Consider the following 25815-nt stretch of genomic DNA (forward strand, 5'->3'; position numbering starts at 1 on the left):
CGGTTCGCTGCATGAAGGCTGACAAGCCCGAAGCCAGGCCGGAGGCCGCGAAGGCCGCCGCCGAGCCCGGGCGCCGCGCGCCGCGCCGCACCAAGGAGGTGGTGATCCGCGGCATCCCCGTCTCCGCCGGGATTGCCATCGGCATCGCCTTCGACACCACCGAGCCGCCGGCGGAAGCGCCGCGCCGCAGCATCGAGGTCGCGGCGGTGGAGGCGGAGCGCCAGCGCCTGGCCGCCGCCGTCCAGGCCTCCCGCAAGCAGGTCGCCAAGCTGAAGATGCGCCTCGGCGTGCTGCCGGAGGAAGCGCAGGAGGAGCTGGAGCCCCTGCTGGACGCCTATGCGATGATGCTGGGAGACAGTCGCCTGATCCGCGGCGCCCGCAAGCGCATCGAGACCGGGCTGGTGGCGGCGGAAACCGCCGTGGCGGACGAGGCCGACGCGATCGCCGAGATCATCCTGTCGGCGCGCGACGACGACAAGGCCGGCCTGCGCCGCCGCGCCGGGGAGGTGCGGGAGATCGCCCGCCGCCTGACCCGCAACCTGACCCAGAACCCCTTCCGCAGCTTCAAGGACGTGCCGGAAGGCGCCATCCTGGTGGCGGAGGAGGTGACGCCCGCCGATGCCGCGCTGCTCGACCCCGCCCGCATCGCCGGCGTGGCGACGGAGGAAGGCGGCGCCGATGGCCACACCGCCATCATGCTGCGCGCGCTGGGGATTCCCGCGGTGCTCGGCGCGCATGGGCTGACGGAAGCGGCGCGGCGCGGCGACCAGATGGTGCTGGACGGCGCCGCCGGCACCATCGCGCTGCACCCCACCCCCGCCACGCTGGTCTGGGCCAAGGACCAGGTCGCCGGCTATGCGCGGGAACGCACCAAGCTGGCCAAGCTGCGCCGCCTGCCCGCCGTCACCACGGATGACGAGGCGGTGGAGCTGCAGGCGAACATGGAGATCCCGGCGGAGCTGCCGCTGATCGCCCAGGCCGGCGCCCAGGGCATCGGCCTGCTGCGCACCGAATTCCTGTTCATGAACCGCGAGGATCTGCCGGACGAGGACGCCCATGTGGCGGCCTATGCCCCGATCGTCGAGGCGATGGCCGGCTACCCGGTGACGATCCGCGTGCTGGATTGGGGCGGCGAGAAGGACATGGAGGCGCTGGCCGCGGGGATCGAGCCGCTGCACGCCAGCCCCAACCCGGCGCTCGGCCTGCGCGGCATCCGCATGCTGCTGAAGCGGCCGGAGCTGCTGGAGGCGCAGTTCGCCGCCATCCTCCGCGTCGCCGGCGCGGCGCCGGATGGCGTGGTGCGGGTGCTGCTGCCGATGGTGACGGTGCCGGCCGAGGTGAAGGCGGCGCGCGAGATCTATGAACGCGTCGCCCGCCGCCTGCGCCGGCGCGGCGAGAAGCTGCCGGACAAGCTGCCGGAGCTGGGCGCCATGATCGAGACTCCCGGCGCCGCCCTGGCCGCCGACGCCATCGCGCTGGAGGCCGATTTCTTCGCCATCGGCACCAACGACCTGGCGATGTACACGCTGGCGGTGGATCGCGGCGATGCCGAGGTCAGCCATCTCTACGACCCGCTGCACCCGGCGGTGCTGCGGCTGATGCAGTTCGCCACCGAAGCCGCGCTGCGGCTGCGCATGCCGGTGTCCATCTGCGGCGAGATGGGCGGCAATCCCCGGCTGGTGCCGCTGCTGCTCGGGCTCGGCATCCGCTGCCTGTCGATGAACGCCAGCGCCATCCCGCGGGTGAAGCAGGCGGTGCGCAGCCTCGACATCGGCGACTGCGCCCGGTTTGCCCGGCGCGTCATGGAACAATCCGATCCCGCCCGGATCCGCGAACTGGTGGACGGTTTCGCCAGCGGGGAGACGGAGCGAGGCTGATCGCGCGGCCGTGAAGCGGCGCCGCGTTGTGGCCATGATGGTGCCACCCATGTGCCGCCCCGGGCCGGTGCACTGTGCAGGGTTCAACGGAAGGGAGGACCTTGCCCATGCGACAGATCCGCCGCGCCGCGGTCACCGGGCTGCTTGCCGCCTGGCTGGCCCCGCTTGGTGCCCTGGCCGAGAGCCAATCCTCCAACACGTCATCCAACTGCTCCGATGGCCGCTGCACCCGGGTGGAATCCCTGCTGGTGGAGGATGAGCGCGGCCGCCGCGGCTGGACGCGCGTGGAACGCTGGCGGGAGGATGACGACCGCAGCCGGCGCGAGGACCGGCGTCGGCTGCGCCGCGACCGCGCCGATGATGACAGGGATGACGACTGAGGGCGCTCAGCCGCGCCGGAACGCCACCAGCAGGTTGTTCGCCGGCATCGGGGTGACCGCCGGCGCGCCGAATCCCGCGGCCGCCGCGGCATCCGCCACCTGCTCCAGCCGCCGCAGGCCCCATGCCGGGTTGCGGGCGCGCAGGCTGGCATCGAAGTCCAGGTTGCTCGGCGCGGTGGCCACCCCGTCCTGGATGTAGGGGCCATAAAGGATCAGCGGCGCGCCCGGCGGCAGCAGGCGCGCGGCGCCGCGCAGCAGGCCCGGCGTCGCCGACCAGGGCGCGATGTGGATCATGTTGATGCACAGCACCGCCGCCGCGGCCGCCAGCGGCCAGGCCCCGGCGGCGGCGTCCAGCGCCAGGGCCGGGCGGATATTGGACCGGCCGGCGCACCAGGCATCGATGCTGGCGCGGGCTTCGGCATCCGGGTCACTGGGCTGGAAGACGAGGGCGGGCAGGGCGGCGGCGAAATGGGCGCAATGCTCGCCGGTGCCGCTCGCCACCTCCAGCACCAGGCCGGAAGGCGGCAGCAGGTCGCGCAGCGCGGCCAGGATCGGCTCCCGGTTGCGGCCGGCGGCGGGGGCGATGCGGCGGGCGTCTTCGACCATGCCGCCCGGTCTCGGCGCTGGGCGCGAAAACGTCAATGGCCAGGGGTGGCAATCGGTTGCAGACAGCCCTTGAAGCCAAGCCTGCCATGCGGTCATGCTGCCGCCCGACGCGGGCTGCGCAAGGACCCGCGCGGAGGGAACATCATCATGATCCGCCAAAAGATCATCGCGGCCGGGTTGCTGGCCGCGCTCGCCTGCCTGCCCGGCCTGGCCCAGGCCCAGCAGGCCGCACCCCCTGCCTGGGCCATCGGCCGGGAAGGCAGCGGCATGGCGGCGACCCTGGCGCCGCACGCCCCCCGCCTGACCGTCACGCCGCGCGACCAGCTGCCGCTGGCCGCGATCCGCCTGCCGCCGGGCTTCCACGCGGAGATCTACGCGCATGGCATCCCCGGCGCGCGGATGATGGCGGAGGGGCCGAACGGCACCGTCTTCGTCGGCACCCGCACCATCGGCCGGGTCTATGCCATCACCCGCAACGCGGACGGCACCACCCGCACCCGCACCCTGCTGCAGGGGCTGACCCAGCCCAACGGCATCGCCGTGCTGAACGGCAGCCTCTATGTCATCGCCATCAACAAGGTGCTGCGCTTCGACAATATCGAGCAGAACCTGGACAACCCCGGCAGCGGCGTGGACATGACGGCCGCCTTCGGCCTGCCACCCGAGGAACACCATGGCTGGAAGTTCCTGGCGCTGGGGCCGGATGGCCGTTTGTATACGAATGTTGGCGTGCCCTGCAACATCTGCGACTTCAACCGCGACACCCATGCGCTGCTGGTGTCCTTCAAGCCGGATGGCAGCGATCGCCGGATCGAGGCGCGCGGCGTGCGCAACAGCGTCGGCATGGACCACCATCCGGTGACCGGGGAGCTGTGGGCGACCAATAACGGCCGCGACTGGGCCGGCAACGACATCCCCAACGACACGCTGGTGCGGGTGCGCCGCAGCGGCGAGGATCACGGCTTCCCCTACTGCGTCGGCAACTGGGCCGATCCGGGCGCCCCGGCACAGCGCAATTGCAGCGAGTTCCAGCAGCCCGCCGCGCTGCTCGGCCCGCATGTCGCGGCGCTCGGCATGCGCTTCTATGACGGGACGATGTTCCCCGAGGCCTACCGCAACCAGATCTTCATCGCCCGCCGCGGCTCCTGGAACCGGGAGAGGCTGAACGGCTATGACGTGATGGTGGCGAAGCTGGACGGGCAGGGCAATGTGACGGGCATCGAGCCCTTCCTGCAGGGCTTCCGGGACGAGGCGAACAACCGCTTCCTCGGCCGCCCGGTGGATGTGCAGGTGATGCGCGACGGGTCCCTGCTGGTGGCGGAGGAACAATACGGCGCGGTCTACCGGATCACCTGGCGCCAGTGACCCGGGTCTGGCTTCTCGCGGCGGCGCTTTGCGCCGCCGCGCTTCCCGCCGCGGCGCAGGATGCGATCCGCGGCGCGGCCCTCGCGGAGGCGCGCGGCTGTGGCGGCTGCCACGGCCCGGCCGGGCGCAGTGCGGTGGAACTGGTGCCTTCGCTGGCCGGGCAGCCGGCCGAATTCATCACCCTGCAGATGATCCTGCTGCGCGAAGGGCTGCGCCAGGCGCCGCCGATGAACCAGCTGGCCCAGGGGCTGGAGGACCAGCAGGTGGAGGACCTGGCCGCCTACTACGCCAGCCTGCCCGCCGGCCCGGCGGAGGACCGCGCTGCCCGCGATGCGGCGCTGTATGCGCGTGGCCAGGCGCTGTCGGCGCAGATGAATTGCGGCGTCTGCCACCTGCCGGATTTCAGCGGCCGCAACCAGATCCCGCATCTGGCCGGCCAGCGGGAGGATTTCCTGCGCCACACCCTGGCGCAGTACCGCGACAGCCAGCGCCGCGGCACCGACACCAACATGAACGCGGTGATGTACAACGTGCCGGACGACGCCATCGCCGCCCTGGCGCATTTCATGGCGCAGCAATAAGCCGGCGTCAGCGCGCGGCGATGCGGCCCTCGATCACGGGCGCGACAGTGCCGCGGGCGGTGAGGTAGGCGGCGAAGGCATCCTCCATCGGCGGGCCGGCATCATAGGCTTCCAGCGCCTGGTCGCGCAGCACGGCGTAGCCGTCGCCACCGGCGCGCAGGAAGTTGTTGGTGACCATCAGGTAGTCCGCTTCCGGCCGCACCGGCCCGGCCTGCCGGCCGGTGGTGATGCGCGCGGTGGCGATGCGCTGGCCGGCTGGGGCCGCCGGGTTCCAGGTGAAGGCCAGCCCCGCCACCTGCGGGAAGCGGCCGCTGCCGGGGGCGGAGACGCCATTCTCCAGCGCCGCCAGCAGCGCCGCCCCGCGCAGCCGCACCGTGGCGACGGTGTTGGAGAAGGGCAGCGTGGTCAGCACGTCGCCCAGCGTGATGGCGCCGGTCGGCAGGCCGGTGCGGATGCCGCCCGCATTGGTCAGCGCCAGATCCGCCCCGGGCACCGCGGCCAGCAGCGCATCGGCCAGCAGGTTCCCCACGGCGCATTCGCCCAGGCGGCAGATGGTGTTCTCCAGCCCGCCGGCGGACTGGGCCACCGGCCGCGCCCGCAACCCGGCCAGCGGTGCGCCGTATTCGGCGACGATCCGGGCCGTCGCCGGGTCCTCCGGCATGTCCGGCGTGATCTCCGCCGCGCCGCCGGCATGCGCCGCGACCCGCCCATCCGCCGCCAGGTCCAGGTCCAGCCGCCCGCGCCAGCGCCCCAGCGCGCCGGCCTGCACGATCCGCGCCGGCCGGTCCGCGCCATCCACCACAAGCGGCGGCGTGACCAGGGTGTGGGAATGGCCGCCGACGATCACGTCGATGCCCGGCACGGCGGCGGCCAGCGCCTGGTCGGCCGCCAGGCCGAGATGCGAGAGAACCACGATGGTGGTGGGCGCTTCGGCGCGCAGCCCGGCGATCGCCCGCGCCACGGGCTCCTCCGGCGCGGTGAAGCGCAGGCGCGGGCCGGGGGAGGAGATCTCCGGGATGGTCTCCAGCGTCACGCCCACCACGCCGAGGCGCGCGCCGCCCAGGCTGAAGACGGCGGCCGGCGCCACCAGCCCGGCGAGCGCCGGCTCGGCCGAGGCATCGAGGTTGGCCGCCAGCAGCGGCACGCCCAGGGCGCGGAGATAGGCGGCCAGCGTCTCCGGCCCGCCATTGAAGTCGTGGTTGCCGGGCGCCATGGCCTGCACGCCCCATTGCCGCTGCACCGCGGCTTCCGCCAGGCCGCGATGGCGCGTGTAGAACAGGCTGCCGAGGAACTGGTCCCCCGCATCCAGCGCCAGCACGGGGCGGCCTTCCGCCGTGGCCGCCGCCCGCGCGGCGTGGAAGGCGGCGACCAGCCGGGCGGCGCCGCCGGCGCAGGGCGCGCCGGTGCGGCAGGCGGCGCCGCTGGCCTGCGCGCCCTCATGCCGGCTGTGGAAGTCGTTCAGGTGCAGCAGGCTCACCCGCGCCGTGGTGGCGGCCGCGGCCCGGCGCAGCGTGGGCGCCGCGAGCGGCAGGGCGGTGAGCAGGGTACGGCGGCGGAGGATCATCGGCGGCGCTCCCATCGGCCCCTCCTGCGGGGCGATCGTCGCATAAACGATCCGGTGCCCGGCGTCATGCACGCACCGATGTCGGTTTTGCACCCACGGTGATCTGATCCGCAATGATTGCGCTGCGCGTGCGAAGTCGTCTTGCGGCGCCGCACAAGCGGGGGGATACCGCCTTCTTGTCGCCACGCCGCCAGCCGAGACTCGCAAGCGGAATGCAGGTCTATCTGCCGATTGCCGAAATGTCGGTCGATGCCCTGCTGCTGCTGGGGATCGGCTTCGGCGTGGGCTGGCTGTCGGGCCTGTTTGGGGTCGGCGGCGGCTTCTTGCTGACGCCGCTGCTGATCCTGATCGGCATCCCTTCCCCCGTCGCCGTCGGCTCCGGCGCCAACCAGACGCTGGGTGCCTCCGTCTCCGGCCTCATTGCCCAGTGGCGGCGGGGCAATGTGGATGTGCGGATGGGCGGCGTGCTGATCATCGGCGGCTTCCTCGGCTCGCTCGCCGGGGTGCAGCTGTTCGCCTGGCTGCGCAGCGCGGGCCAGGTCGATCTGGCCGTGTCCATCTTCTACATCGTCGTGCTGGGCGCGGTCGGCGCGCTGATGGTGCGGGAGAGCGTGACGGCCATCCTGCGCCGCAAGCGGTCCCGGCCGCAGCGCCTGCACGAGCATTTCTGGATGCACGGCCTGCCCTTCAAGATGCGGTTCCGCAAGTCGCGGCTGTACATCTCGGTCATCCCGCCGCTGCTGGTGGGCTTCGGCATCGGCGTGCTGTCGGCGGTGATGGGCGTGGGCGGCGGCTTCATGCTGGTGCCGGCGATGATCTACCTGCTGGGCATGCCGACCGCGGTGGTCATCGGCACCTCGCTGTTCCAGGTGGTGTTCGTCACCGCCAACGTCACCTTCCTGCAGGCGGTGCAGGTGGGCAGCGTGGACATCGTCCTGACCCTGCTGCTGCTGGCCGGCGGCGTCTCCGGCGCGCAGTTCGGCGCCGCCATGGGCACCAGGCTGCGCGGCGAGGAGATGCGCGCGCTGCTGGGCGCGCTGGTGCTGTCCGTCGCGCTGTCCCTGCTGTGGGGCCTGCTGAAGGTGCCGGAAGCCATGTTCGTCATCGGCCCGGTGACATGAGGCGTCTGGCGGCGTTGGCCTGGCTGCTGCTGGTCGCGCCGGTCCTGGCCCAGGCCCAGGCGCCAGCCCCCCCCCAGGCCATCCCCCCGCCGCCGGTGCTGGCGGCGGAGCTTTCGCTGAACCGGATCGAGGTCACCACCGCCTTTTCCGGCGCCGAGATCCTGGTCTTCGGCGCCACGGAACGGCTGATCGGCGAGGCCGGGGACCAGGTGGTGGTGCTGGCCACCGGGCCGGAGACCTCCATGATGGTCCGGCAGAAGGTGAACGTGCTGGGCTTCTGGGTGAACGGCGCCTCCGCCCGCTTCAACCGGGTGCCGAGCTATTGGGCGCTGGCCTCCACCCTGCCGCTGCCGCAGCTGCTGGACCGGGTGGAGCGGAGCGAGCTGCGGCTGGGCCTGGCGCAGCTGCCGCTGGTCCAGCTTGGCGCGCAGGGCGGCGAATTCCGCGGCGCGCTGGCGGCGTTGCAGCAGCAGGCCGGGCTCTGGGTGGACCGCGAGCGGCCGATCGAGATTTCCGGCGGCCGGCTGTTCCACGCCCGCCTGCCGCTGCCCGCCACCGTGGCGCATGGCGCCTACCATGTGCAGGTGATGCTGGTGCGCGATCGCCGCGTGGTGGCGCGGCAGGAATTGCGGCTGGACGTGGTGCGCAGCGGCACCGCGGCGCAGATCGCCGACATCGCCCGTGGCCAGCCGGTGATCTATGGCCTGGTCTGCATCCTGCTGGCCGCGCTCGCCGGCTGGCTGGGCAGCGTGATCTTCCGCCGCAACTGAGGCCTCGCGGCGCGGGGTTTGGCCTCGGCCTGGCAAATATGCTCTACCGCCTGCCGGGATCGGCGCAGACTGGGTGCGCCCCTTGGGGGATCGGGACATGGTGGAGACGGAGGAAGCCGCCCAGGCGCGGCGGGACCGGGTCTTCCTGGTGGTGGTGGATGACAGCGCCGAACGCAGCGTGGCGCTGCGCTATGCGGCGCTGCGGGTGCGCAAATCCGGCGGCCGCGTCGCCCTGCTGCGGGTGATCGAGCCCGCCGGCCAGGTGGAATGGGCCGGCGTCGGCGCCATGCTCAGCGAGGAACGGCGGGAGGAGGCGGAGCGCCTGCTATCCGGCCTGGCGGCGGAGGTGAACGAGATCACCGGCGGCGTGCCGATGCTGCTGATCCGCGAAGGCGATGCGCGCGATGAGCTGCTGGCGCTGCTGGAGGAAGACCCGCGCATCTCCATCCTGGTGCTGGCCAGCGCCACCGGCGGCGCCGGGCCCGGCCCGCTGATCCAGGCCCTGACCGGTCGCTACGCCAGCAAGCTGCTGGTGCCGATGACGATCGTGCCCGGCGCGATGAGCGATGCGGAATTGCAGCGGGTGACATGAGAAGCCCCCGGTTGCAGGGGCACCCAATCCAGACCACATAGGTCCGATATCGCCATCAGCGCGGAAAATCACACAGATGTTCATCGAGACGGAAGCCACGCCGAACCCCGCCACCCTGAAGTTCCTGCCGGGCCGGGATGTGATGGGCGCCCGCGGCACCGCCGACTTCACGGCGGCCGAAGACGCCACCGGCCGCAGCCCGCTGGCCGCCCGCGTCTTCGCCGTGGGTGATGTCGCCCGGGTGTTCCTGGGCAACGACTTCGTCACCGTCACCAAGGCGGAGGATGCCGATTGGCAATCGCTCCGCCCCCGGGTGCTGGGCGCGGTGATGGAACACTACCTGGCCGGCATGCCGGTGATGGAAGGCGCGGAGGAGGCCGAGGAGGCCGAGGACTTCGCCGCCGAGGACGAGGAAATCGTCGCCCAGATCAAGGAATTGCTGGACACGCGCGTGCGTCCGGCGGTGGCCGGGGATGGCGGCGACATCGTCTTCCGCGGCTTCCGCGAAGGCGTGGTGCGGCTGCACATGCAGGGCGCCTGCGCCGGCTGCCCCTCCTCCCGTGCCACGCTGAAGCACGGGGTGGAAACCATGCTGCGCCACTACGTGCCGGAAGTGCTGCGGGTGGAACAGGTGGAAGCCTGAATCCGGCATCCGCCCGACCTCATTGCGGGGACGGATGACCACCATGGGAAGCCGGGATTGGTCGTGCGGCCGGCCCCGGCCTATTTCCGCGGCACGCCAATGACCTGGAGTTTCGCCGCATCATGACCCAGACCCTCGACGAGGCTTCGCTCGACAGGCTGTTCCGCGAGGCGCGGACGCAGAACAAGTGGCAGGACCGGCCGGTGCCGGACAGCAAGCTCGAGGAGCTGTACAACCTGCTGAAATTCGCGCCGACCTCGGCCAACAGCTCCCCCGCCCGCTTCATCTTCGTGCGCACGGCGGAGGCCAAGGCGCGGCTGAAGCAGGCGCTGTCACCCGGCAACGTCGAAAAGACGATGACGGCGCCGGTGGTGGCGATCATCGCCCACGACACCGCCTTCTACGACAAGCTGCCCTTCCTGTTCCCGCACGCCGATGCGCGGTCCTGGTTCGCCGGCAACCCGGCCTTTGCGGAGACCACGGCCTTCCGAAACGGCACCCTGCAAGGCGCCTACCTGATCCTGGCCGCCCGCGCCGTGGGCCTGGACGCCGGGCCGATGAGCGGCTTCGACAACGCCAAGCTGGACGAAGTTTTCCTGGCCGGCACCAGCTGGAAGTCCAACTTCCTGGTCAACCTCGGCTACGGCGACCCCACCGGCCTGTTCCCCCGCAGCCCGCGGCTCAGCTTCGACGAGGCGGCACGGCTGGAATAGGCGCCGGCTGCCTGCAGGAGGGCCGGGCCCTCCTGCAATCGCCTCGCGCGCCTCACGCCGCCTGGGCGCGTCCCGCCGCCGGGTCCAGCCGGTAGCCGCCGCCTTCGGTCACCAGCAGGCGGGCATTGGTGGGATCGGGTTCGATTTTCTGGCGCAGGCGGTAGATGTGGGTCTCCAGCGTGTGGGTGGTGACCGCGCTGTTGTAGCCCCAGACCTCGTTCAGCAGGATCTGCCGCCCGACGGGCCGGCCGCCGGCGCGGTACAGGTATTTGAGGATGGCCGCCTCCTTCTCCGTCAGCCGGATCTTCCGGTTGCGCACCGCGTCCAGCAGCAGCTTGGCGGAGGGGCGGAAGGTGTAGGGGCCGACGCTGAAGACCGCGTCCTCGGAATTGTCGAACACGCGCAATTGCGCGCGCAGCCGCGCCATCAGTTCTGAAACGCGGAACGGCTTGGCGATGTAGTCGTTGGCCCCGGAATCGAGGCCACGGACAATATCCTGTTCGCCATCCGCGCCGGTCAGCATCAGGATGGGCATGCGCAGCCCCTGCTTGCGCAGCCGCGCGCACAGGTCGCGGCCGTCGCCGTCCGGCAGCCCGATATCCAGCACGACGGCGTCGAAGCGTGCATCCTCGGCGGAAAGTCGGGCCAGCGCGTCGGCCATGCTGCCGGCTTCGGTGGCGGCGAATTCGCCGTCATGGGCCAATTGTTCCGCCAGCGTCTGCCGAAGGGCCTCGTCGTCGTCCACGACGAGGATGGGGCGTGGACCGGACATGGTAGCTCCCGTATCTGTGAGGCCCCGACACAACGGGCCTGAAGCGCATCGGTTTCACGCTTCCGTGCCCGCACCTTCAATTAGATGGTGGAACGGACCGACCGCGGCAAGCGATTTTGCCCTACCGTTGCCGCTGGGGGCAAGCCTTGCGACGCGGACGCCACAATTGGCGCCCGCGGCGCTGTTTCTGGCCGGCAGATGGGTTTTTCTTGCGGCAGTCCCCCCTTTCAAACGCCACGGGCACGCCACATTCGGCGTCGTCAATGGGCGAACTACGGAACGCCAGAACCAATGAGCATCATGGCCCCTCTCGCGACCCCCCGCCCCCCCGGGGCACACAACGCCCCGCGCCCCCATGCCGTGACGGACCCGTCCAGGCCGGCCGTGGCCGATTCCCAGGTTCTCGCCCTGCGCGCCGTGCACCGTGCTGCCAGCGACCTGCGGCGCGGCACCCCGGTGCTGCTGGTGGGGGCGGAGGGTGCGCTGGTCGTCGCGGCGGCCGAGACCGTCTCGGCCCGCGGCCTGGCGGAACTGGCCGAGGCGGCCCGCGGCCCCGCCGTGCTGCTGCTCGCCCCGGTACGCGCCGCGGCGGTGCTGCAGCGCCCGGTGCCGCAGGCCGTGGGCGCTGCGCCGGTGGGCGCGGCTGCCGAGATGGGCGTGGTGGCGCTGCGCCTGCCGCCTTCGCTGCTCGACCCCGTGGCGCTGCGCTCGCTGGCCGACCCGACGGCGGAGCGCCTGCTGCCGGACCAGCCGGAGCGCATGGCGCCGCCGGCCCATGCGCTGCAGGCGATCGCGCTGGCCAAGCTGGCGCGTCTGCTGCCGGCGCTGGTCGTCGCGCCGGCCGCGGAAGCCGTGGCGGAGCGACTCGACCTGCTGGCGGTGAAGGTGGCGGACATCGCCGCCTATCCCGTCGCCGCCCCGGCCAGCCTGGCCCGCGTGGCGGAGGCGCGGGTGCCGCTGGAGGATGCGCCGGAGGCCCGGATCGTCGCCTTCCGCGCTGCCGATGGCGGGATCGAGCATCTGGCCATCCTGGTGGACAGCATGGCGCCGCAGGATGGGCTGGTGCCGCTGGTGCGGATCCACTCGGAATGCTTCACCGGCGATCTGCTGGGCAGCCTGCGTTGCGATTGCGGCCCGCAGCTGCGCGGCGCCATCAAGCGCATGGCGGCGGACCCGGCGGGGGGCGTGCTGGTCTACCTGGCGCAGGAAGGCCGTGGCATCGGCCTGGTGAACAAGCTGCGTGCCTATACGCTGCAGGACCAGGGGCTGGACACGTTGGATGCCAACCGCGCCCTGGGCTACGGCGCGGATGAGCGGAATTTCTGGGTGGCGGCGGAGATGCTGCGCGCCGTCGGCGTCGACCGCGTGCGGCTGCTGACCAACAACCCGGACAAGCTGGCGGGCCTGGCGGCCTGCGGCATCGCCGTGGAGCAGCGGGAGGCGCACCAGTTCGACGCCAATGGCGTGAATGACGGCTATCTGGAGACCAAGGCGCGGCGCTTCGGCCATCTGCTCGGCTGAAGCACCGGCACGGCGCTTGCTATGCCACGGCCGACCGTGAAGGATCGGCTGCCATGACCGTGACCGCCACAACCCCGACAGCCACGCCCAGCCGCGCCGCGCAGGACATCCTGCCGCCGCTGGGGCCGGATGAGCATGTGCCGGTGCCGGGGACGCTGACCTTCGGCGAGTTCGTCTCCGCCCTGAACCCCCTGCAGCATGTGCCGGTGGTCGGCACGATCTACCGGGCGATGACCGGCGACACGCTGGCCCCGCCGCTGCGCGTGCTGGGGGCCGCGGCCTTCGGCGGGCCGCTCGGCATGCTCTCCGCCGCCGCCTTCGCCGCGATCGAGGAAGTCGGCCGTGCCGGAACCTCCGGCCGTGCCTGATCCGGGTTGGGCGCTGGTTTCGCCGGACGGGCTGCTGCGCTTCGAGGGGCAGACGCTGCGCTGCGCCCTGGGCAAGGGCGGCGTGGTGCCGGCCGAGGTGAAGCAGGAGGGTGATGGCGCCACCCCCGCCGCCGTGCTGCCGTTGCGCCGCGTGCTGTACCGCGCCGATCGGGGGCCGACGCCGGCCTGCGCCGTGCCGGTGGAACCGCTGGACCCGGCCGATGGCTGGTGCGACGACCCGGCGGACCGCGCCTACAACCGCGCGGTGCGCCTGCCCTTCGCCGGGCGGCATGAGGTGCTGTGGCGGGCGGATGCGCTGTATGACGTGATCGGCGTGCTGGGCTGGAACGACGAGCCGCCGGTGCGCGGCCGCGGCAGTGCCATCTTCCTGCACCTGGCGCGGCCCGACCTGGCGCCGACCGAAGGCTGCGTCGCCCTGCCGGAGGGTGCCTTGCGGGCGCTGCTGGCGCGCGGGCTGCGGGGCCTCGTGGTCAGCCGGTAGCGGCGGCCTGGCGCCGCTGCCGGCGCATGCGCAGCCACACCAGTGCGGCGACCAGCGGCACCAGCAGCGCCAGCACATGGTCCACCCCCACCCCCGCCAGCCCCCAGGGCAGCGGCTTCAGCGCATAGCCGGCCAGGGAGAGCACATAGTAGCTGATGCCGGCGACGGAGAGCCCTTCCACCGTTTCCTGCAGCCGAAGCTGGGCGCGGCCGGTTTCCGCCATCGCCGCCAGCAGCTTCTGGGTCTGCGCTTCCTGCGCCACGGCGACGCGCGCGCGCAACAGGTCCACGGCGCGGCCGCAGCGCACGGAGAGGCTGGCGATGCGCGCCCGCGTCGCCTCCACCGTCGCCATCGCCGGGTCCAGCCGGCGTTCCAGGTATTCCGCCAGCGTCGGCAGCCCGTGCAGCCGCGTCTCCCGCAGCACCAGCAGGCGGCGGCCGACCAGGGCATGGTAGGCTTGGCCGGCGGAGAAGCGGTCCGCCGTCGCGGCGGCCAGCTGCTCAATGCCGGTGGCGAGCTCCGTCAGCTCCTCCAGCGCCTCGCGCTCCGCGTCCAGCTCCTCCAGCCCGGAAAGCCGGGTGGTCAGCGCGGCCAGCCGTTCCGAGGCGCGGGCCAGCTCCGGCGAGGCGGCACGGGCCGGCGGCAGGGCCAGCAGGGCGAACATGCGGTAGGTCTCGATCTCCCACAGCGCCTGCGCCAGCCGCCCGGTGAGGGAGGCGTTGCGGGCATGGTCCTGCAGCAGGATGCGGGTGAAGCCATCGGGGCCGGAGCGGAAATCGGTCCAGGCCGTGGCGGCGCCGCCGGAGAGGGTGGCGCCGGCCAGGTTGTCCGGTGCGAAGCAGCCCGGCGGCGGCGGCTCATCCTCCCCGGCCGTGGGCAGCACGGCGATATGGGCGGCGACCAGCGTCAGGCCGGGCAGGGCGGAAAGCCAGTCCCGCGGCACGGCGGCGATGGCGGTGGTGGCGAAGGGGTCGTCGGCCTCCGGCTCGAAGATCGGGCGCAGGAAGGTCCAGCCGTCGAATTCCGTGTGGCGTTCGTAGCGCAGCCGGAAGCCGCCGAAATCGGCCAGGACGAAATCGGCGCCGGCGGCCGGCGGCGTCACGCCGTAGCGCTGGCACAGCAGCGCCAGATGGGCCACGGCGGCGCCGCGGTCGCTGCCCGGCTCGCCGACCAGGGCCAGGCGGCTGATCGCCACCGGGGCGGCGAGCGGCAGGGGCGGGCGGGCATGCAGTTCGCCGGTCAGCCGGTCGCGCTGCGGATGGGGGGGGAGGTGCTGGATCATGTCGGCCACCGCACATTAGGCGCGGCCAGGGGCCGGGAACAGCGCATTGCGTGGGGGCAGGGTCTTGTTCGCTGCGCCCGCCCTGAATACATGACGGCTGCGCGGTGCCGGGGGCTTGGTCCCCGGGTGCCGCACCCGCGAACACCACCCCAACCACCACCATCCGTCAAGGATCTGGGGGCGGGCGCGGTGCCGAAGGGCAGCCAGCCTCGGTTCAGCCAGGAACCGTCCGCCGGCCACCCATGGGCCGCCCCCGTCCGCCGCACAGGAGATAGACTCGGATGAGCAAGGTCATCGGCATCGACCTCGGCACCACCAATTCCTGCGTCGCCATCATGGAAGGCAAGGACGTCAGGGTCATCGAGAATTCCGAGGGCGCCCGCACCACCCCCTCCATGGTCGCCTTCGCCAAGAATGGCGAGCGCCTGGTCGGCCAGTCCGCCAAGCGGCAGGCCGTCACCAACCCGACCAACACGCTGTATGCGGTGAAGCGCCTGATCGGCCGTCGCTTCGACGACCCGATGGTGAACAAGGACAAGGGCCTGGTGCCCTATTCCATCACCCGCGCCGCCAATGGCGATGCCTGGGTCGAGGTGGACGGCAAGGCCTACGCGCCGCAGCAGATCAGCGCCAACATCCTGACCAAAATGAAGGAGACGGCGGAAGCCTATCTCGGCGAGAAGGTCTCCCAGGCCGTCATCACGGTGCCCGCCTATTTCAACGACGCCCAGCGCCAGGCGACCAAGGAAGCCGGCGCCATCGCGGGCCTCGAGGTGCTGCGCATCATCAACGAGCCGACGGCCGCGGCACTCGCCTATGGCATGGACCAGAAGAAGGGCGGCACCATCGCGGTGTATGACCTGGGCGGCGGCACCTTCGACGTCTCGATCCTCGAGATCGGCGACGGCGTCTTCGAGGTGAAGTCCACCAATGGCGACACCTTCCTGGGCGGCGAGGATTTCGACGCGCGCGTCATCGATTACCTGGCGGATGAGTTCAAGAAGGAGCAGGGCATCGACCTGCGCGGCGACAAGCTCGCCCTGCAGCGCCTGAAGGAAGCCGCCGAGAAGGCGAAGATCGAGCTTTCCTCCTCCAAGCAGACCGAGGTGAACCTGCCCTTCATCACCGCCGACGCCTCCGGGCCGAAGCACCTGGTGATGCAGATCAGCCGCGCCAAGCTGGAAGCCCTGGTCGATGACCTGGTGCAGAAGACGCTGGAGCCCTGCAAGCAGGCGCTGAAGGACGCGCAGGTCACCGCCGGCGAGATCGACGAGGTGATCCTGGTCGGCGGCATGACCCGCATGCCGAAGGTGATCGAGCTGGTGAAGCAGTTCTTCGGCAAGGAGCCCGCGCGCAACGTCAACCCGGATGAGGTGGTCGCCATCGGTGCCGCCATCCAGGGCGGCGTGCTGAAGGGCGATGTCAAGGACGTGCTGCTGCTGGACGTGACGCCGCTGAGCCTCGGCATCGAGACGCTGGGTGGCGTCTTCACCCGCCTGATCGACCGCAACACGACGATCCCGACCAAGAAGTCCCAGGTCTTCTCGACGGCCGATGACAACCAGTCCGCGGTCACCATCAAGGTGTTCCAGGGCGAGCGCGAGATGGCGGCGGACAACAAGCTGCTCGGCCAGTTCGACCTGACCGGCATCCCGCCCGCCCCGCGCGGCGTGCCGCAGGTGGAGGTGACCTTCGACATCGACGCCAACGGCATCGTCAGCGTCTCGGCCAAGGACAAGGCGACGGGCAAGGAGCAGCAGGTGCGCATCCAGGCCAAGTCCGGCCTGTCGGATGCCGATATCGAGCGGATGGTGCGGGACGCCGAGGCCAATGCCGAGGCGGACAAGAAGCGCCGCGCGGCGGTCGAGGCCCGCAACGGCCTGGATGCGCTGGTGCATTCCACCGAGAAGACCATCCGGGAGAATGGCGAGAAGCTGCCGGCCGCTGAAAAGGCGGAGGCCGAGGCCGCCATCGCCGCGGCGCGCACCGCCATGGAAGGCCAGGATGTGGAGGCCATCACCGCGGCGCAGGAGACGCTCTCCCAGGCCGCGATGAAGCTGGGCGAGGCGCTGTACAAGCAGCAGGCGGCCGGGGAGGCCGAGGGCCAGGCCGGCGGCAGCCCGGGCGGCAACCCGAACGACAAGGTCGTGGATGCCGAGTTCGAGGAGGTCGACCCGACCAAGAAGAAGCCCTCCTGATCCCGGGCTTCTTCCGGATTTGACCGAGCGGCGCGCCCGGCTTCCCCTGGAAGTCGGGCGCTGCCACGTTGATCACGCCGCCCCGCGAGGACCTACGGGACCATGGCCAAGCGCGACTATTACGAGGTTCTGGGCGTTGCCCGGGATGCGAGCGAGGAGGACCTGAAGAAGGCCTACCGCAAGCTCGCCATGCAGTATCACCCGGACCGCAACCAGGGTGACAAATCCGCCGAGGGCAAGTTCAAGGAGGCCAACGAGGCCTACGACGTGCTGAAGGATGCCGAGAAGCGCGCCGCCTATGACCGCTTCGGCCATGCCGCCTTCGAACAGGGCGGCGGCCCGGGCGGCCCGGGCGGGGCCGGCATGGGCGCCAACCCCTTCGGCGGCGCCTTCGAGGATATCTTCGAGGAGATGTTCGGCGGGCTCGGCCGTGGCGGGCGCGGTGGTGCGCGGGCCGCCGCCGGCCGCGGCGCCGATCTCCGCCAGCAGGTGGAGGTTTCGCTGGAGGAAGCCTTCGCGGGGGTGAAGAAGACCATCCGCGTGCCGTCCTCCGTGGCGTGCGAGGCCTGCAAGGGCACCGGCAGCGAGGGCCCGGCGGCGCAATCCGCCGCCACCTGCCCGACCTGCAACGGCGCCGGCAAGGTGCGGGCGCAGCAGGGCTTCTTCCTGATCGAGCGCACCTGCCCCACCTGTTCCGGCAGCGGGCGCATCATCAAGAATCCCTGCAAGGTCTGCGCCGGCCAGGGCCGCGTGCAGCGCGACCGGACGCTGGCCGTCACCATCCCCGCGGGGGTGGAGGATGGCACGCGCATCCGCCTGTCGGGCGAAGGGGAGGCCGGGCTGCGCGGCGCCCCGGCTGGCGACCTGTATGTGGATGTGGCGGTGCGCCAGCACGGCATCTTCCAGCGTGACGGCGCCAACATCTTTGTGCGCGTCCCGCTGCGGATGACGCAGGCGGCGCTCGGCGGGGGGGTCGAGGTGCCGGTGATCGACGGCGGCCGGGCCCGCGTGACCATCCCCGCCGGCACCCAGACCGGCGACCAGTTCCGCCTGCGCGGCAAGGGCTTCTCCGTGCTGCGGTCCGCCGCGCGGGGGGACATGTATGTGCAGGTGGCGGTGGAGACTCCGCAGAACCTGAGCAAGAAGCAGCAGGACCTGCTCGCCGAGTTCGAGCGCGAATGCGAGAAGACCGGCCGCAGCAGCCCGGAGACCGAGGGCTTCTTTGCCAAGGTCAAGGAGTTCTGGGACGGTCTGGGCCGGTAGCGCCGGCGTCTGGCAGGGATAGGCTTGACCTATCCCCGCCATCATTGGTGACACACTGGCCAGGGATACATTTTGCGGCCTAGCTTCGGGCCTCGGATGTCACCGATCCGATTTCGTATCGGGCTCCGATTGCCCGCGCCCGATCCCAATGCCGGCTTGGTCCGGATTCCTCTCGACCAGCTGCAGGACGTGACCGGCGGCACGCTCCCTTCCGTTGTGCATCACGGGACGGGTGGCGAGGGCGCCGAAACGGTCATCGGCACGGACAATCACGACGGCTGGAATGCCGGCGGGGGCCATGACAGCTTCTCGGGCGGTGCGGGAGAGGACATGGGCAACGGCATGGGTGGCAATGACACCCTGCAGGGCGGCTCCGGCAACGACTACCTGTTTGGCGGACCCGGCGATGACATCCTCGACGGCGGCGCAGGCCTCGATTTCCTGCGCATCGGCGCGGAGGGGATGGTGGACAGCCGGCTGGACCGAATCATCAGCAACTATATCCAGATCACTGGCCCCGAGGGCCACGAGGGTGGGCCGACCGTCGTCACGCTGCCCAGCGGCGAGAGCGACATCGACCTGAGCGGGCTCGAGAGGACATTCGTGCTGTGGGACAACACCATCAACTTCACGAACATCGAACGCATCTACATCGTGCCGCCCAAGCCGGTGTGAGGCCCACGGGCTTCGCTGCAACCGGCCGGAGTTTTCCATAGACCGTGATGTGCAGGTGGCGATGGAACCGCCGGACAACCTGTCGACGAGGCAGCAGGAACTGCTGGCCGGGTCCGAGGCGGAAGCCGAGAGGACCGGCCGCAGCAACCCGGAAACCGCGGGCTTCTTCGCCAAGGTGACGCAAAGCTCCGGGATGCGCCGGGCCGTTGGCGCCGGCCAAGGCCTCACCTTGCTGCTCGCGGCCACTGCGGCCTGGCCGTCACGGTCAAGATTTTTTCGCGGCCGTGCAACGCGCCCCGGTGGCGGCGCGTTGCTCCGACAACCGCCGCATCCCCCCTGCGGCGGCCTCGGCAGGCGGCGACACGGTTCCCAGGTCCCAACCCGTGTCGCCGCCCGCCCCCCCTCCTTCTCCCCCGGTGGCGCGCCTGCGGGTCCATTGACCCGGCATGACGCTCGCGGCCAACGTGGCACCCGCGCATCCCGGGGGGGCCTGACATGATCCGAATCGGAATCGCCGGCATCGCCGGCCGCATGGGCCGGTTGCTGGCGGAGGAAGTGGCACTGGCGGGCCTGGTGCTGGCCGGCGGCACGCTGCGCCCCGGCTCCGCCAAGGCGGCGCCGGACGGCGCCATCGTGCTGCCGGATTCGGCCGCGCTGTTCGCCGCCAGCGACGTGGTCATCGACTTCACCCAGGCCGCGGAAGCCGTGCCGCATGCCAGGCTGGCCGCCGCGCAGGGCTGCGCCCTGGTGCTCGGCTCCTCCGGCCTCGACGCCGCGCAGGAAGCCGCCGTGGCGGAAGCCGCCGCGCGCGCGCCGGTGGTCTATGCCGCGAACTTCGCCCCCGGCGTGAACCTGGTGCTGGCGCTCGCCGAGCGCATGGCCGCCGCCCTGCCGGGCGCGCAATACGATGCCGAGATCGTCGAGATGCATCACCGCCAGAAGGTGGACGCACCGTCCGGCACCGCGGTGGCGATGGGCCGCGCGGTGGCCGCCGGCCGCGGCACGACGCTGGAGGAAGCCGGCATCGAAAGCGGGCGGGACGGCCATACCGGCCCGCGCAAGCCGGGCGCCATCGGCTTCGCGGCCCTGCGCGGCGGGCAGGTGGTGGGGGAGCACACGCTGGTCTTCGCCGCGGCGAACGAACACATCGCCCTGACGCATCGCAGCTTCGACCGCCGCGCCTACGCCACCGGCGCGGTGCGCGCGGCGCAATGGGTGCGGGGCCGGGCGCCCGGGCTCTATTCCATGATGGACGTGCTGGGGATGCGTTGATCCACCGCGCGCCACGATCACAACCGGGACGTGTATCTGCGGTATCTCTTTCAGCGAACCGCCTTGACCCCGCCACATCGCACTGCAATACGCCGCTGTCCCGGATCCGCCGGGGCCATCCAGCCAGGCCGGGGCGTACCGGCCCTCCCGCGACAAGAGGCCGAATCACGCCATGCGCGACAAGGGCGAATATCTTTTCACGTCCGAGAGCGTTTCCGAAGGCCACCCGGACAAGGTGGCGGACCGCATCTCGGATACCGTGCTCGACGCCTACCTCTCGGCCGATCCCTATTCCCGCGTGGCCTGCGAGACGCTCGTCACCACGAACCGGGTGGTCCTGGCGGGTGAGACCCGCGGCCCGGGCAGCGTCACGCCCGACCTGCTGATGCACCTGACGCGGATGGCGATCCGCGACATCGGCTATGAGCAGGAAGGCTTCCACTGGCAGAACGCCAGCGTGGAATGCCACCTGCACGCCCAGTCCGCGCATATCGCGCAGGGCGTGGATGCCGCCGGCAACAAGGATGAAGGCGCCGGCGACCAGGGCATCATGTTCGGCTACGCCTGCACCGAGACGCCGGAACTGATGCCGGCGCCGCTGTACTATGCCCACCTGATCCTGCGCCGCATCGCCGAGATGCGGCGCGCCGGCGACGTGGCCGTGGCCGGGCTGCTGCCGGATGCCAAGTCCCAGGTGACGCTGCGCTACGTGGACGGCAAGCCGGTGGGCGCGACCAGCGTGGTGGTCTCGACCCAGCACGAGGAACGCCTGGACCAGGCCGAGATCAAGCGGATGATCCGCCCGATCATCGAGAGCAGCCTGCCCAAGGGCTGGATGTGCCCGGACAACGAGCTGTATGTGAACCCGACCGGCACCTTTGTCATCGGTGGGCCGGACGGTGACTGCGGCCTGACCGGGCGCAAGATCATCGTCGACACCTATGGCGGCGCGGCCCCGCATGGCGGCGGCGCGTTCAGCGGCAAGGACCCGACCAAGGTCGACCGCTCCGCCGCCTATGCCGCGCGCTACGTGGCGAAGAACGTCGTCGCCTCCGGCCTGGCGGACAAGTGCACCATCCAGGTCAGCTACGCGATCGGCGTCTCCAAGCCGCTGTCGGTGTATTTTGACCTGCACGGCACGGGCCGCGACGTGGACGAGGTGAAGCTGGCCAAGGTGATGGACGGGCTGATGAACCTCTCCCCGCGCGGGATCCGGGAGCATCTGCACCTGAACCGCCCGATCTACGCGGTGACCAGCGCCTATGGCCATTTCGGCCGCACGCCGGACCTGGAGAAGGGCACCTTCACCTGGGAGAAGACCGATCTGGCGGAGGAAATCCGCCGCGCCTTCAACCGCTGATCGTCACCCGGCCGGCGCTTCGGCGCGGGCCGGTCCTGCCTGATTGGGCGGCGGGCGCAAGCCCGTCGCCCCTTTTTCGTTTGAGGCCCCTCGCATGACCGCAGACCGCCCGCCATTGGCCGAGGGCGTGCCGGACCGGCTCTATGGCCGCCAGCGCGGCCACAAGCTGCGGCCGCGCCAGCAATTGCTGCTGGACGCCACCCTGCCGCGGCTGCGGCTCACCCCCGGGCAGGCCGCCGATCCGCTGGCCGCCTTCGGCATGCCCGGCGCCAGGCTGTGGCTGGAAGTCGGCTTCGGCGGTGGCGAGCACGCGCTGGAGCAGCACCGGGCCCATCCGGACGTGGCCTATATCGCCTCCGAGGTGTTCGAGAACGGGCTGTGTTCCCTGCTCACCCGGCTGGTGCCGGATGGCGAGGAGGCCACGGCGCCGCTGCCGCGCGGGCTGAAGCTGTGGCCGCAGGATGCGCGGCACCTGCTGGGCCTGCTGCCGGAAGCCGGGCTGGACCGGCTGATGCTGATGTTCCCCGACCCCTGGCCGAAATCCCGCCACGCCAAGCGCCGTTTCGTGCACCCGGAATTGCTGCCGCTGGTCGCCCGGGTGCTGCGGCCGGGCGGCGAATGGCGCATCGCGAGCGACGACCCGACCTATCAGGCCTGGGTCGCCGAGGTCTTCGCCGACCAGGCCTTCTTCACCCTGGCGGAACGCCATCTGGTCCGTCCCGCCGGCACGCCCGGCACGCGCTATGAGGCGAAGGCGGTGCGCGCGGGCCGGCAGCCGATCTGGTGGGTGTTCACCCGGCGCTGAGGGGCGGTGCTTGCGGTGCCCGGAAGGCGACGCTATATCGGTCGTACGAGATCGCTTTCCGAGTAGTCCGGGAGGTGGCCCCTAACCGGGCCGCCTTTTTTGTTGGCCGATCCCTGGCCCCGGCTGCGGCGGAACATCGTGCGTCTCGTCTGGACGCTTGCGCATGGAAGACGACCTACCCCATCACGAGGGCCTCGAGGCCCGGATCGCCACCTCGATCCTCCCGGCACTCGGCCAGCTCGGCTACGAGCTGGTCCGCGTGCAGGTCAGCGGCAAGGAACGGCCGGTGGTGCAGATCATGGCCGATCGGGCCGACGAAACCACCTTCACCGTCGAGGATTGCGAGGCGATCAGCCACGCCGTCGGCGCGGTGCTGGACGTGGAGGACCCGATCCGCGGCGAATGGACGCTGGAAGTGTCCTCCGCCGGCATCGACCGGCCGCTGACCCGCACCAAGGACTGGAACCGCTTTGCGGGGCAGCTGGCCAGCGTCGACCTGCAGGTGCCGCAGGACAATCGCCGGCGGCTGCGCGGCATCGCGCTGGGCGCCGATGCCGCCGAGGTGCGCCTCCGCCTGGAGGATGGCACGGAGGTGGTGGTGCCGCGCGGCAACATCCGCCGTGCAAAGCTGGTGCTGACCGATGCGCTGATCGAACACAGCGCCGCGCTGGCCGAAGCCGCCGCGGCCCGCCTGGCCGCCGCTGCGCCCGAGGTCGACGCCGAGACCGACGCCGGCGCCGACCCTGGCGACCCCCGCTCACCCGAACCGGCTGCCGAGCCGCCCTCCAAGAGGAACTGACGCCATGGCGATGGATGTCGCGATCGCGCGCCCCGAACTGCTGCTGGTGGCGGATGCCGTCGCCCGCGAGAAGATGATCGAGCGCGACGAGGTGCTCGAGGCGATGGAGCAGGCCATCCAGAAGGCCGGCCGCGCCAAATACGGCCATGAGAAGGACATCCGCGCCGTCATCGACCGCAAGAGCGGCGAGGTGAAGCTCTCCCGCTGGACCGAGGTGGTGGAGGCGGAGCCGGTGGAGAACGAGGCGACGCAGCTCTCGCTGCGCATCGCCCAGAAGATCCGCCCCGGCATCCGGGCCGGCGAGTTCATCGTCGACCCGCTGCCGCCGATCGATTTCGGCCGCATCGCCGCGCAGACCGCCAAGCAGGTGATCGTGCAGCGGGTGCGCGAGGTGGAGCGCAACAAGCAGTTCCTGGAATACAAGGACCGCGTCGGCGAGATCATCAACGGCGTCGTCAAGCGCACCGAATACGGCAACCTGATGGTCGAGCTCGGCAAGGCGGAGGCCCTGCTGCGCCGCGACGAGACCATCCCGCGCGAAGCCTTCCGCAACGGCGACCGGGTTCGCGCCTACATCTACGACGTGCGCGAGGAACCGCGCGGGCCGCAGATCTTCCTCTCGCGCACGCATCCGGGTTTCCTCGCCAAGCTGTTCGCGCAGGAGGTGCCGGAGATCTATGACGGCATCATCGAGATCAAGGCGGTGGCGCGCGACCCTGGCTCGCGCGCCAAGATGGCGGTGATCTCCCGCGACAGCAGCATCGATCCCGTCGGCGCCTGCGTCGGCATGCGCGGCTCGCGCGTGCAGGCGGTGGTGCAGGAACTGCAGGGCGAGAAGATCGACATCATCCCCTGGTCGCCGGACCAGGCCACCTTCATCGTCAACGCGCTGGCGCCGGCCGAGGTCACCAAGGTGGTGCTGGACGACGAGGCGCGGCGCGTCGAGGTGGTGGTGCCGGACGACCAGCTTTCGCTGGCCATCGGGCGTCGTGGCCAGAATGTGCGCCTTGCATCTCAGCTCACGCGCTACGATGTGGACATCCTGACGGAAGCCGAGGAATCGGAACGCCGGCAGGAGGATTTCCGCAAGCGCAGCGGGCTGTTCGTCGAGGGGCTCGATGTCGACGACGTCATCGCCGGCCTGCTGGTGACCGAGGGCTTCGGCTCGATCGAGGACATCATCAATGTCGACGACGAGGAACTCGCCGGGATCGAGGGCTTCGACGAGAATGTGGCGGCGGAGCTGAAGCGCCGCGCCCAGGCCTTCCTCGACAAGCGCGAGGGCGAGATGGACGAGAAGCGCCGCGAGATGGGCGTGGAGGATGCGGTGGCCGAGGTCGGCGGCTTCTCCGCCGCCATGCTGGTTGCGCTGGGCGAGAAGGGCGTGAAGTCGCTGGAGGATCTGGCGGATCTCGCCGGCGACGAGCTGGTCGAGATCCTGGGCACCGACGCGGTGGATGAGGAGACGGCAAATGCCGTGATCCTCGCCGCCCGCCAATCCGCCGGCTGGTTCGGCGACGAGGATGTGGTCGGCGCCCTGGCCGCGGCGCAGGGCGACTATGCCGAGGACGAGGGTTCCGAGGGCGAGGCGGATGCGATGTCCGAGGAGGGTTCGGACGCCGCGCCGGAGGACGAGCTGGACGGCATGGCGGAAGACGAGAGCGGCGCGACGCCGGATGGGGAGACGGACGACGCAGACCGGAACTGAGGACGCGGCAAAGGCACTGCCCGAGATCGATGCAGCGCCGGATGGCGACCAGGTGGAGGAGCCGGAGACCGGCCCTCTGCGGCGTTGCCTGATGACGCGGGAGCGTCTGCCAAAGGAGGCGATGCTGCGCTTCGTGCTGTCGCCGGACCGTGAAGTGGTCCCCGACCTGACGGCAAGGCTGCCCGGCCGGGGAATGTGGTTGAGCGCCCGGGCCGATGTGATAGAACGGGCCGCATCCCGCGGGGCCTTTGCCAAGGCTGCGCGCGGTGCGGTGCACGTGCCCCCCGACCTTCGCGCGCGGATCGAAACCGGGCTTCATGGCCGGGTTCGCGATCTTGTCGGCCTAGCGCGGCGGGCCGGGCAGGCGGTGAGTGGGTGGCAGGCAGCCCTGGAATGGCTGCAGGCGGGGCGCGCGGCGCTGCTGGTCCAGGCTTCGGACGGCAGCGCGGCGGAACGGGCCCGGTTGGTGGGGCTCCGGCAGGTCCCGGCGGTGACGCCGTTGACGGGCGAGGAGCTCGGGGCGCTGTTCGGTCGGGACCGGGCGGTGCATGTTGCGGTGGCGCCGGGCAAGCTGGCGCTGGCGATCGCGGCGGAAGCCGCACGGCTCGCGGGCGTCGCCGCCGCAGCCGACAGCAAGGGTCGCGCGCCGGAGGGAAACCCCCCCACGGCGCCCCCCTAGGCGGACCGCCCCCCGGCGGCGACCGGGGATCGATCGCTGTGCTCCGATGGGTGGAGCGCGGTTTAGACTTCACCCGCGCTTGCGCGGAAGCACAGGGTGCCGCGCGATATGCGCGGCTGGACATGACGGACGAAAGATCAGGTTCGGATCGGCGGATGAGCGACCAGAACGACCAGGATGCGGCCAAGGGCCGGCTCTCCCTCCGGCCGGGTGGACGCCTGGAACTGGGCAAGACGGTGGATGCTGGCAGCGTGCGCCAGTCCTTCAGCCATGGGCGCAGCAAGGTTGTGCAGGTCGAGGTGCTGAAGAAGCGCGCGCCGACGCCCGTCGCGGCCCCCGGCCCGACGAAGCCCGGCGCCGCGGCGCCGGGCGCGGCAGGCCCGCGCCCGGCCGGCAATG

General features: G+C 71.3%; 26 protein-coding genes. 22 read left to right on the forward strand and 4 right to left on the reverse strand.

Annotation, left to right across the window (positions count from 1 at the left end):
• Window positions 1-11: 11 nt before the first annotated feature.
• Both ptsP and HEQ75_RS17290 read left to right on the forward strand, forming a co-directional pair.
• Complete coding sequence (ptsP, locus tag HEQ75_RS17285; protein ID WP_168032923.1) at window positions 12-1877, forward strand: phosphoenolpyruvate--protein phosphotransferase; 1866 nt, start codon at window positions 12-14, stop codon at window positions 1875-1877.
• Between the two features lie 107 nt (window positions 1878-1984).
• A complete protein-coding gene (locus HEQ75_RS17290; RefSeq protein ID WP_168032925.1) occupies window positions 1985-2257 on the forward strand; it encodes a hypothetical protein in 273 nt (90 codons plus the stop codon).
• 6 nt (window positions 2258-2263) lie between these two features.
• On the opposite strand, the gene HEQ75_RS17295 is transcribed toward HEQ75_RS17290, so the two are convergent.
• A complete protein-coding gene (locus HEQ75_RS17295) occupies window positions 2264-2863 on the reverse strand; it encodes a DUF938 domain-containing protein (RefSeq protein ID WP_168032927.1) in 600 nt (199 codons plus the stop codon).
• 147 nt (window positions 2864-3010) lie between these two features.
• Here HEQ75_RS17295 and HEQ75_RS17300 point away from each other — a divergent pair, with 147 nt between their 5' ends.
• Window positions 3011-4228 carry a PQQ-dependent sugar dehydrogenase gene (locus tag HEQ75_RS17300; protein WP_168032929.1) on the forward strand — a complete coding sequence of 406 codons (1218 nt, stop codon included), beginning with the start codon at window positions 3011-3013 and terminating at the stop codon, window positions 4226-4228.
• Window positions 4225-4809 (forward strand): c-type cytochrome, encoded by a 585-nt coding sequence (locus HEQ75_RS17305; protein WP_168032931.1) that lies wholly within the window; start codon window positions 4225-4227, stop codon window positions 4807-4809. Before HEQ75_RS17300 ends, HEQ75_RS17305 begins: the two co-directional genes overlap by 4 nt.
• Window positions 4810-4816: 7 nt before the next feature.
• Here HEQ75_RS17305 and HEQ75_RS17310 read toward each other — a convergent pair whose 3' ends face one another.
• Window positions 4817-6373: a bifunctional metallophosphatase/5'-nucleotidase gene (locus HEQ75_RS17310; protein ID WP_168032933.1), complete on the reverse strand. Its 1557-nt coding sequence runs from the start codon at window positions 6371-6373 to the stop codon at window positions 4817-4819.
• 212 nt (window positions 6374-6585) lie between these two features.
• On the opposite strand from HEQ75_RS17310, the gene HEQ75_RS17315 reads away from it, so the two are divergent.
• From HEQ75_RS17315 to HEQ75_RS17335, 5 genes are all read left to right on the forward strand, one after another.
• Window positions 6586-7494 (forward strand): sulfite exporter TauE/SafE family protein, encoded by a 909-nt coding sequence (locus HEQ75_RS17315; RefSeq protein WP_168032935.1) that lies wholly within the window; start codon window positions 6586-6588, stop codon window positions 7492-7494.
• On the forward strand, window positions 7491-8264 hold the full coding sequence (locus HEQ75_RS17320; RefSeq protein ID WP_168032937.1) for a TIGR02186 family protein: 774 nt from the start codon (window positions 7491-7493) through the stop codon (window positions 8262-8264). Before HEQ75_RS17315 ends, HEQ75_RS17320 begins: the two co-directional genes overlap by 4 nt.
• A 97-nt stretch (window positions 8265-8361) precedes the next feature.
• Window positions 8362-8856 (forward strand): universal stress protein, encoded by a 495-nt coding sequence (locus tag HEQ75_RS17325; protein ID WP_168032939.1) that lies wholly within the window; start codon window positions 8362-8364, stop codon window positions 8854-8856.
• Between the two features lie 76 nt (window positions 8857-8932).
• Window positions 8933-9499, forward strand: coding sequence for a NifU family protein (locus HEQ75_RS17330; RefSeq protein WP_168032941.1), 567 nt, complete (start codon window positions 8933-8935; stop codon window positions 9497-9499).
• A gap of 122 nt (window positions 9500-9621) precedes the next feature.
• Entirely contained in the window at window positions 9622-10212 is a 591-nt protein-coding gene (locus HEQ75_RS17335; protein ID WP_168032943.1) for a malonic semialdehyde reductase, read from the forward strand.
• A 52-nt stretch (window positions 10213-10264) separates the two neighbouring features.
• Here HEQ75_RS17335 and HEQ75_RS17340 read toward each other — a convergent pair whose 3' ends face one another.
• Window positions 10265-10984, reverse strand: a complete 720-nt coding sequence (locus HEQ75_RS17340) for a response regulator transcription factor (RefSeq protein ID WP_168032945.1) — start codon at window positions 10982-10984, stop codon at window positions 10265-10267.
• 384 nt (window positions 10985-11368) lie between these two features.
• Here HEQ75_RS17340 and HEQ75_RS17345 point away from each other — a divergent pair, with 384 nt between their 5' ends.
• Genes HEQ75_RS17345 through HEQ75_RS17355 form a run of 3 tightly spaced genes read left to right on the forward strand, consistent with a single transcriptional unit; the run spans window position 11369 to window position 13375 of the window.
• Entirely contained in the window at window positions 11369-12505 is a 1137-nt protein-coding gene (locus HEQ75_RS17345; protein ID WP_328734240.1) for a GTP cyclohydrolase II, read from the forward strand.
• A 53-nt stretch (window positions 12506-12558) separates the two neighbouring features.
• On the forward strand, window positions 12559-12873 hold the full coding sequence (locus HEQ75_RS17350; protein ID WP_168032949.1) for a hypothetical protein: 315 nt from the start codon (window positions 12559-12561) through the stop codon (window positions 12871-12873).
• On the forward strand, window positions 12866-13375 hold the full coding sequence (locus HEQ75_RS17355; RefSeq protein ID WP_168032951.1) for a L,D-transpeptidase family protein: 510 nt from the start codon (window positions 12866-12868) through the stop codon (window positions 13373-13375). The genes HEQ75_RS17350 and HEQ75_RS17355 overlap by 8 nt, the downstream gene beginning before the upstream one ends.
• Here HEQ75_RS17355 and HEQ75_RS17360 read toward each other — a convergent pair.
• Window positions 13365-14657 (reverse strand): DUF3422 family protein, encoded by a 1293-nt coding sequence (locus HEQ75_RS17360; RefSeq protein WP_168032953.1) that lies wholly within the window; start codon window positions 14655-14657, stop codon window positions 13365-13367. The two genes, HEQ75_RS17355 and HEQ75_RS17360, sit on opposite strands and share 11 nt — an antisense overlap.
• A gap of 281 nt (window positions 14658-14938) precedes the next feature.
• On the opposite strand from HEQ75_RS17360, the gene dnaK reads away from it, so the two are divergent.
• The 10 genes from dnaK to HEQ75_RS17410 form a co-directional block, all read left to right on the forward strand.
• On the forward strand, window positions 14939-16855 hold the full coding sequence (gene dnaK / locus HEQ75_RS17365) for a molecular chaperone DnaK (RefSeq protein WP_168032955.1): 1917 nt from the start codon (window positions 14939-14941) through the stop codon (window positions 16853-16855).
• Between the two features lie 102 nt (window positions 16856-16957).
• Window positions 16958-18118 carry a molecular chaperone DnaJ gene (gene dnaJ, locus HEQ75_RS17370; RefSeq protein ID WP_168032957.1) on the forward strand — a complete coding sequence of 387 codons (1161 nt, stop codon included), beginning with the start codon at window positions 16958-16960 and terminating at the stop codon, window positions 18116-18118.
• Between the two features lie 96 nt (window positions 18119-18214).
• The gene (locus HEQ75_RS29075) at window positions 18215-18793 is read left to right on the forward strand and encodes a calcium-binding protein (RefSeq protein ID WP_168032959.1); all 579 of its coding nucleotides are present in this window, start codon (window positions 18215-18217) and stop codon (window positions 18791-18793) included.
• Between the two features lie 495 nt (window positions 18794-19288).
• Window positions 19289-20065: a 4-hydroxy-tetrahydrodipicolinate reductase gene (gene dapB, locus HEQ75_RS17380; protein WP_209318619.1), complete on the forward strand. Its 777-nt coding sequence runs from the start codon at window positions 19289-19291 to the stop codon at window positions 20063-20065.
• Window positions 20066-20237: 172 nt separating this feature from the next.
• On the forward strand, window positions 20238-21425 hold the full coding sequence (gene metK / locus HEQ75_RS17385; protein WP_168032961.1) for a methionine adenosyltransferase: 1188 nt from the start codon (window positions 20238-20240) through the stop codon (window positions 21423-21425).
• Between the two features lie 94 nt (window positions 21426-21519).
• The gene (gene trmB / locus HEQ75_RS17390) at window positions 21520-22230 is read left to right on the forward strand and encodes a tRNA (guanine(46)-N(7))-methyltransferase TrmB (protein ID WP_168032963.1); all 711 of its coding nucleotides are present in this window, start codon (window positions 21520-21522) and stop codon (window positions 22228-22230) included.
• Between the two features lie 163 nt (window positions 22231-22393).
• Window positions 22394-23029, forward strand: coding sequence for a ribosome maturation factor RimP (rimP, locus tag HEQ75_RS17395; RefSeq protein ID WP_168032965.1), 636 nt, complete (start codon window positions 22394-22396; stop codon window positions 23027-23029).
• 4 nt (window positions 23030-23033) lie between these two features.
• The gene (nusA, locus tag HEQ75_RS17400; RefSeq protein WP_328734245.1) at window positions 23034-24737 is read left to right on the forward strand and encodes a transcription termination factor NusA; all 1704 of its coding nucleotides are present in this window, start codon (window positions 23034-23036) and stop codon (window positions 24735-24737) included.
• Window positions 24738-24789: 52 nt separating this feature from the next.
• The gene (locus tag HEQ75_RS17405; RefSeq protein WP_328734249.1) at window positions 24790-25416 is read left to right on the forward strand and encodes an RNA-binding protein; all 627 of its coding nucleotides are present in this window, start codon (window positions 24790-24792) and stop codon (window positions 25414-25416) included.
• A 155-nt stretch (window positions 25417-25571) separates the two neighbouring features.
• Window positions 25572-25815, forward strand: a 244-nt coding sequence (locus HEQ75_RS17410) for a translation initiation factor IF-2 associated domain-containing protein (RefSeq protein ID WP_168032969.1), incomplete at its 3' end; no start/stop codon positions are given.

This window comes from Falsiroseomonas selenitidurans, assembly GCF_012103215.1.
Taxonomy (GTDB): Bacteria; Pseudomonadota; Alphaproteobacteria; order Acetobacterales; family Acetobacteraceae; genus Falsiroseomonas; species Falsiroseomonas selenitidurans.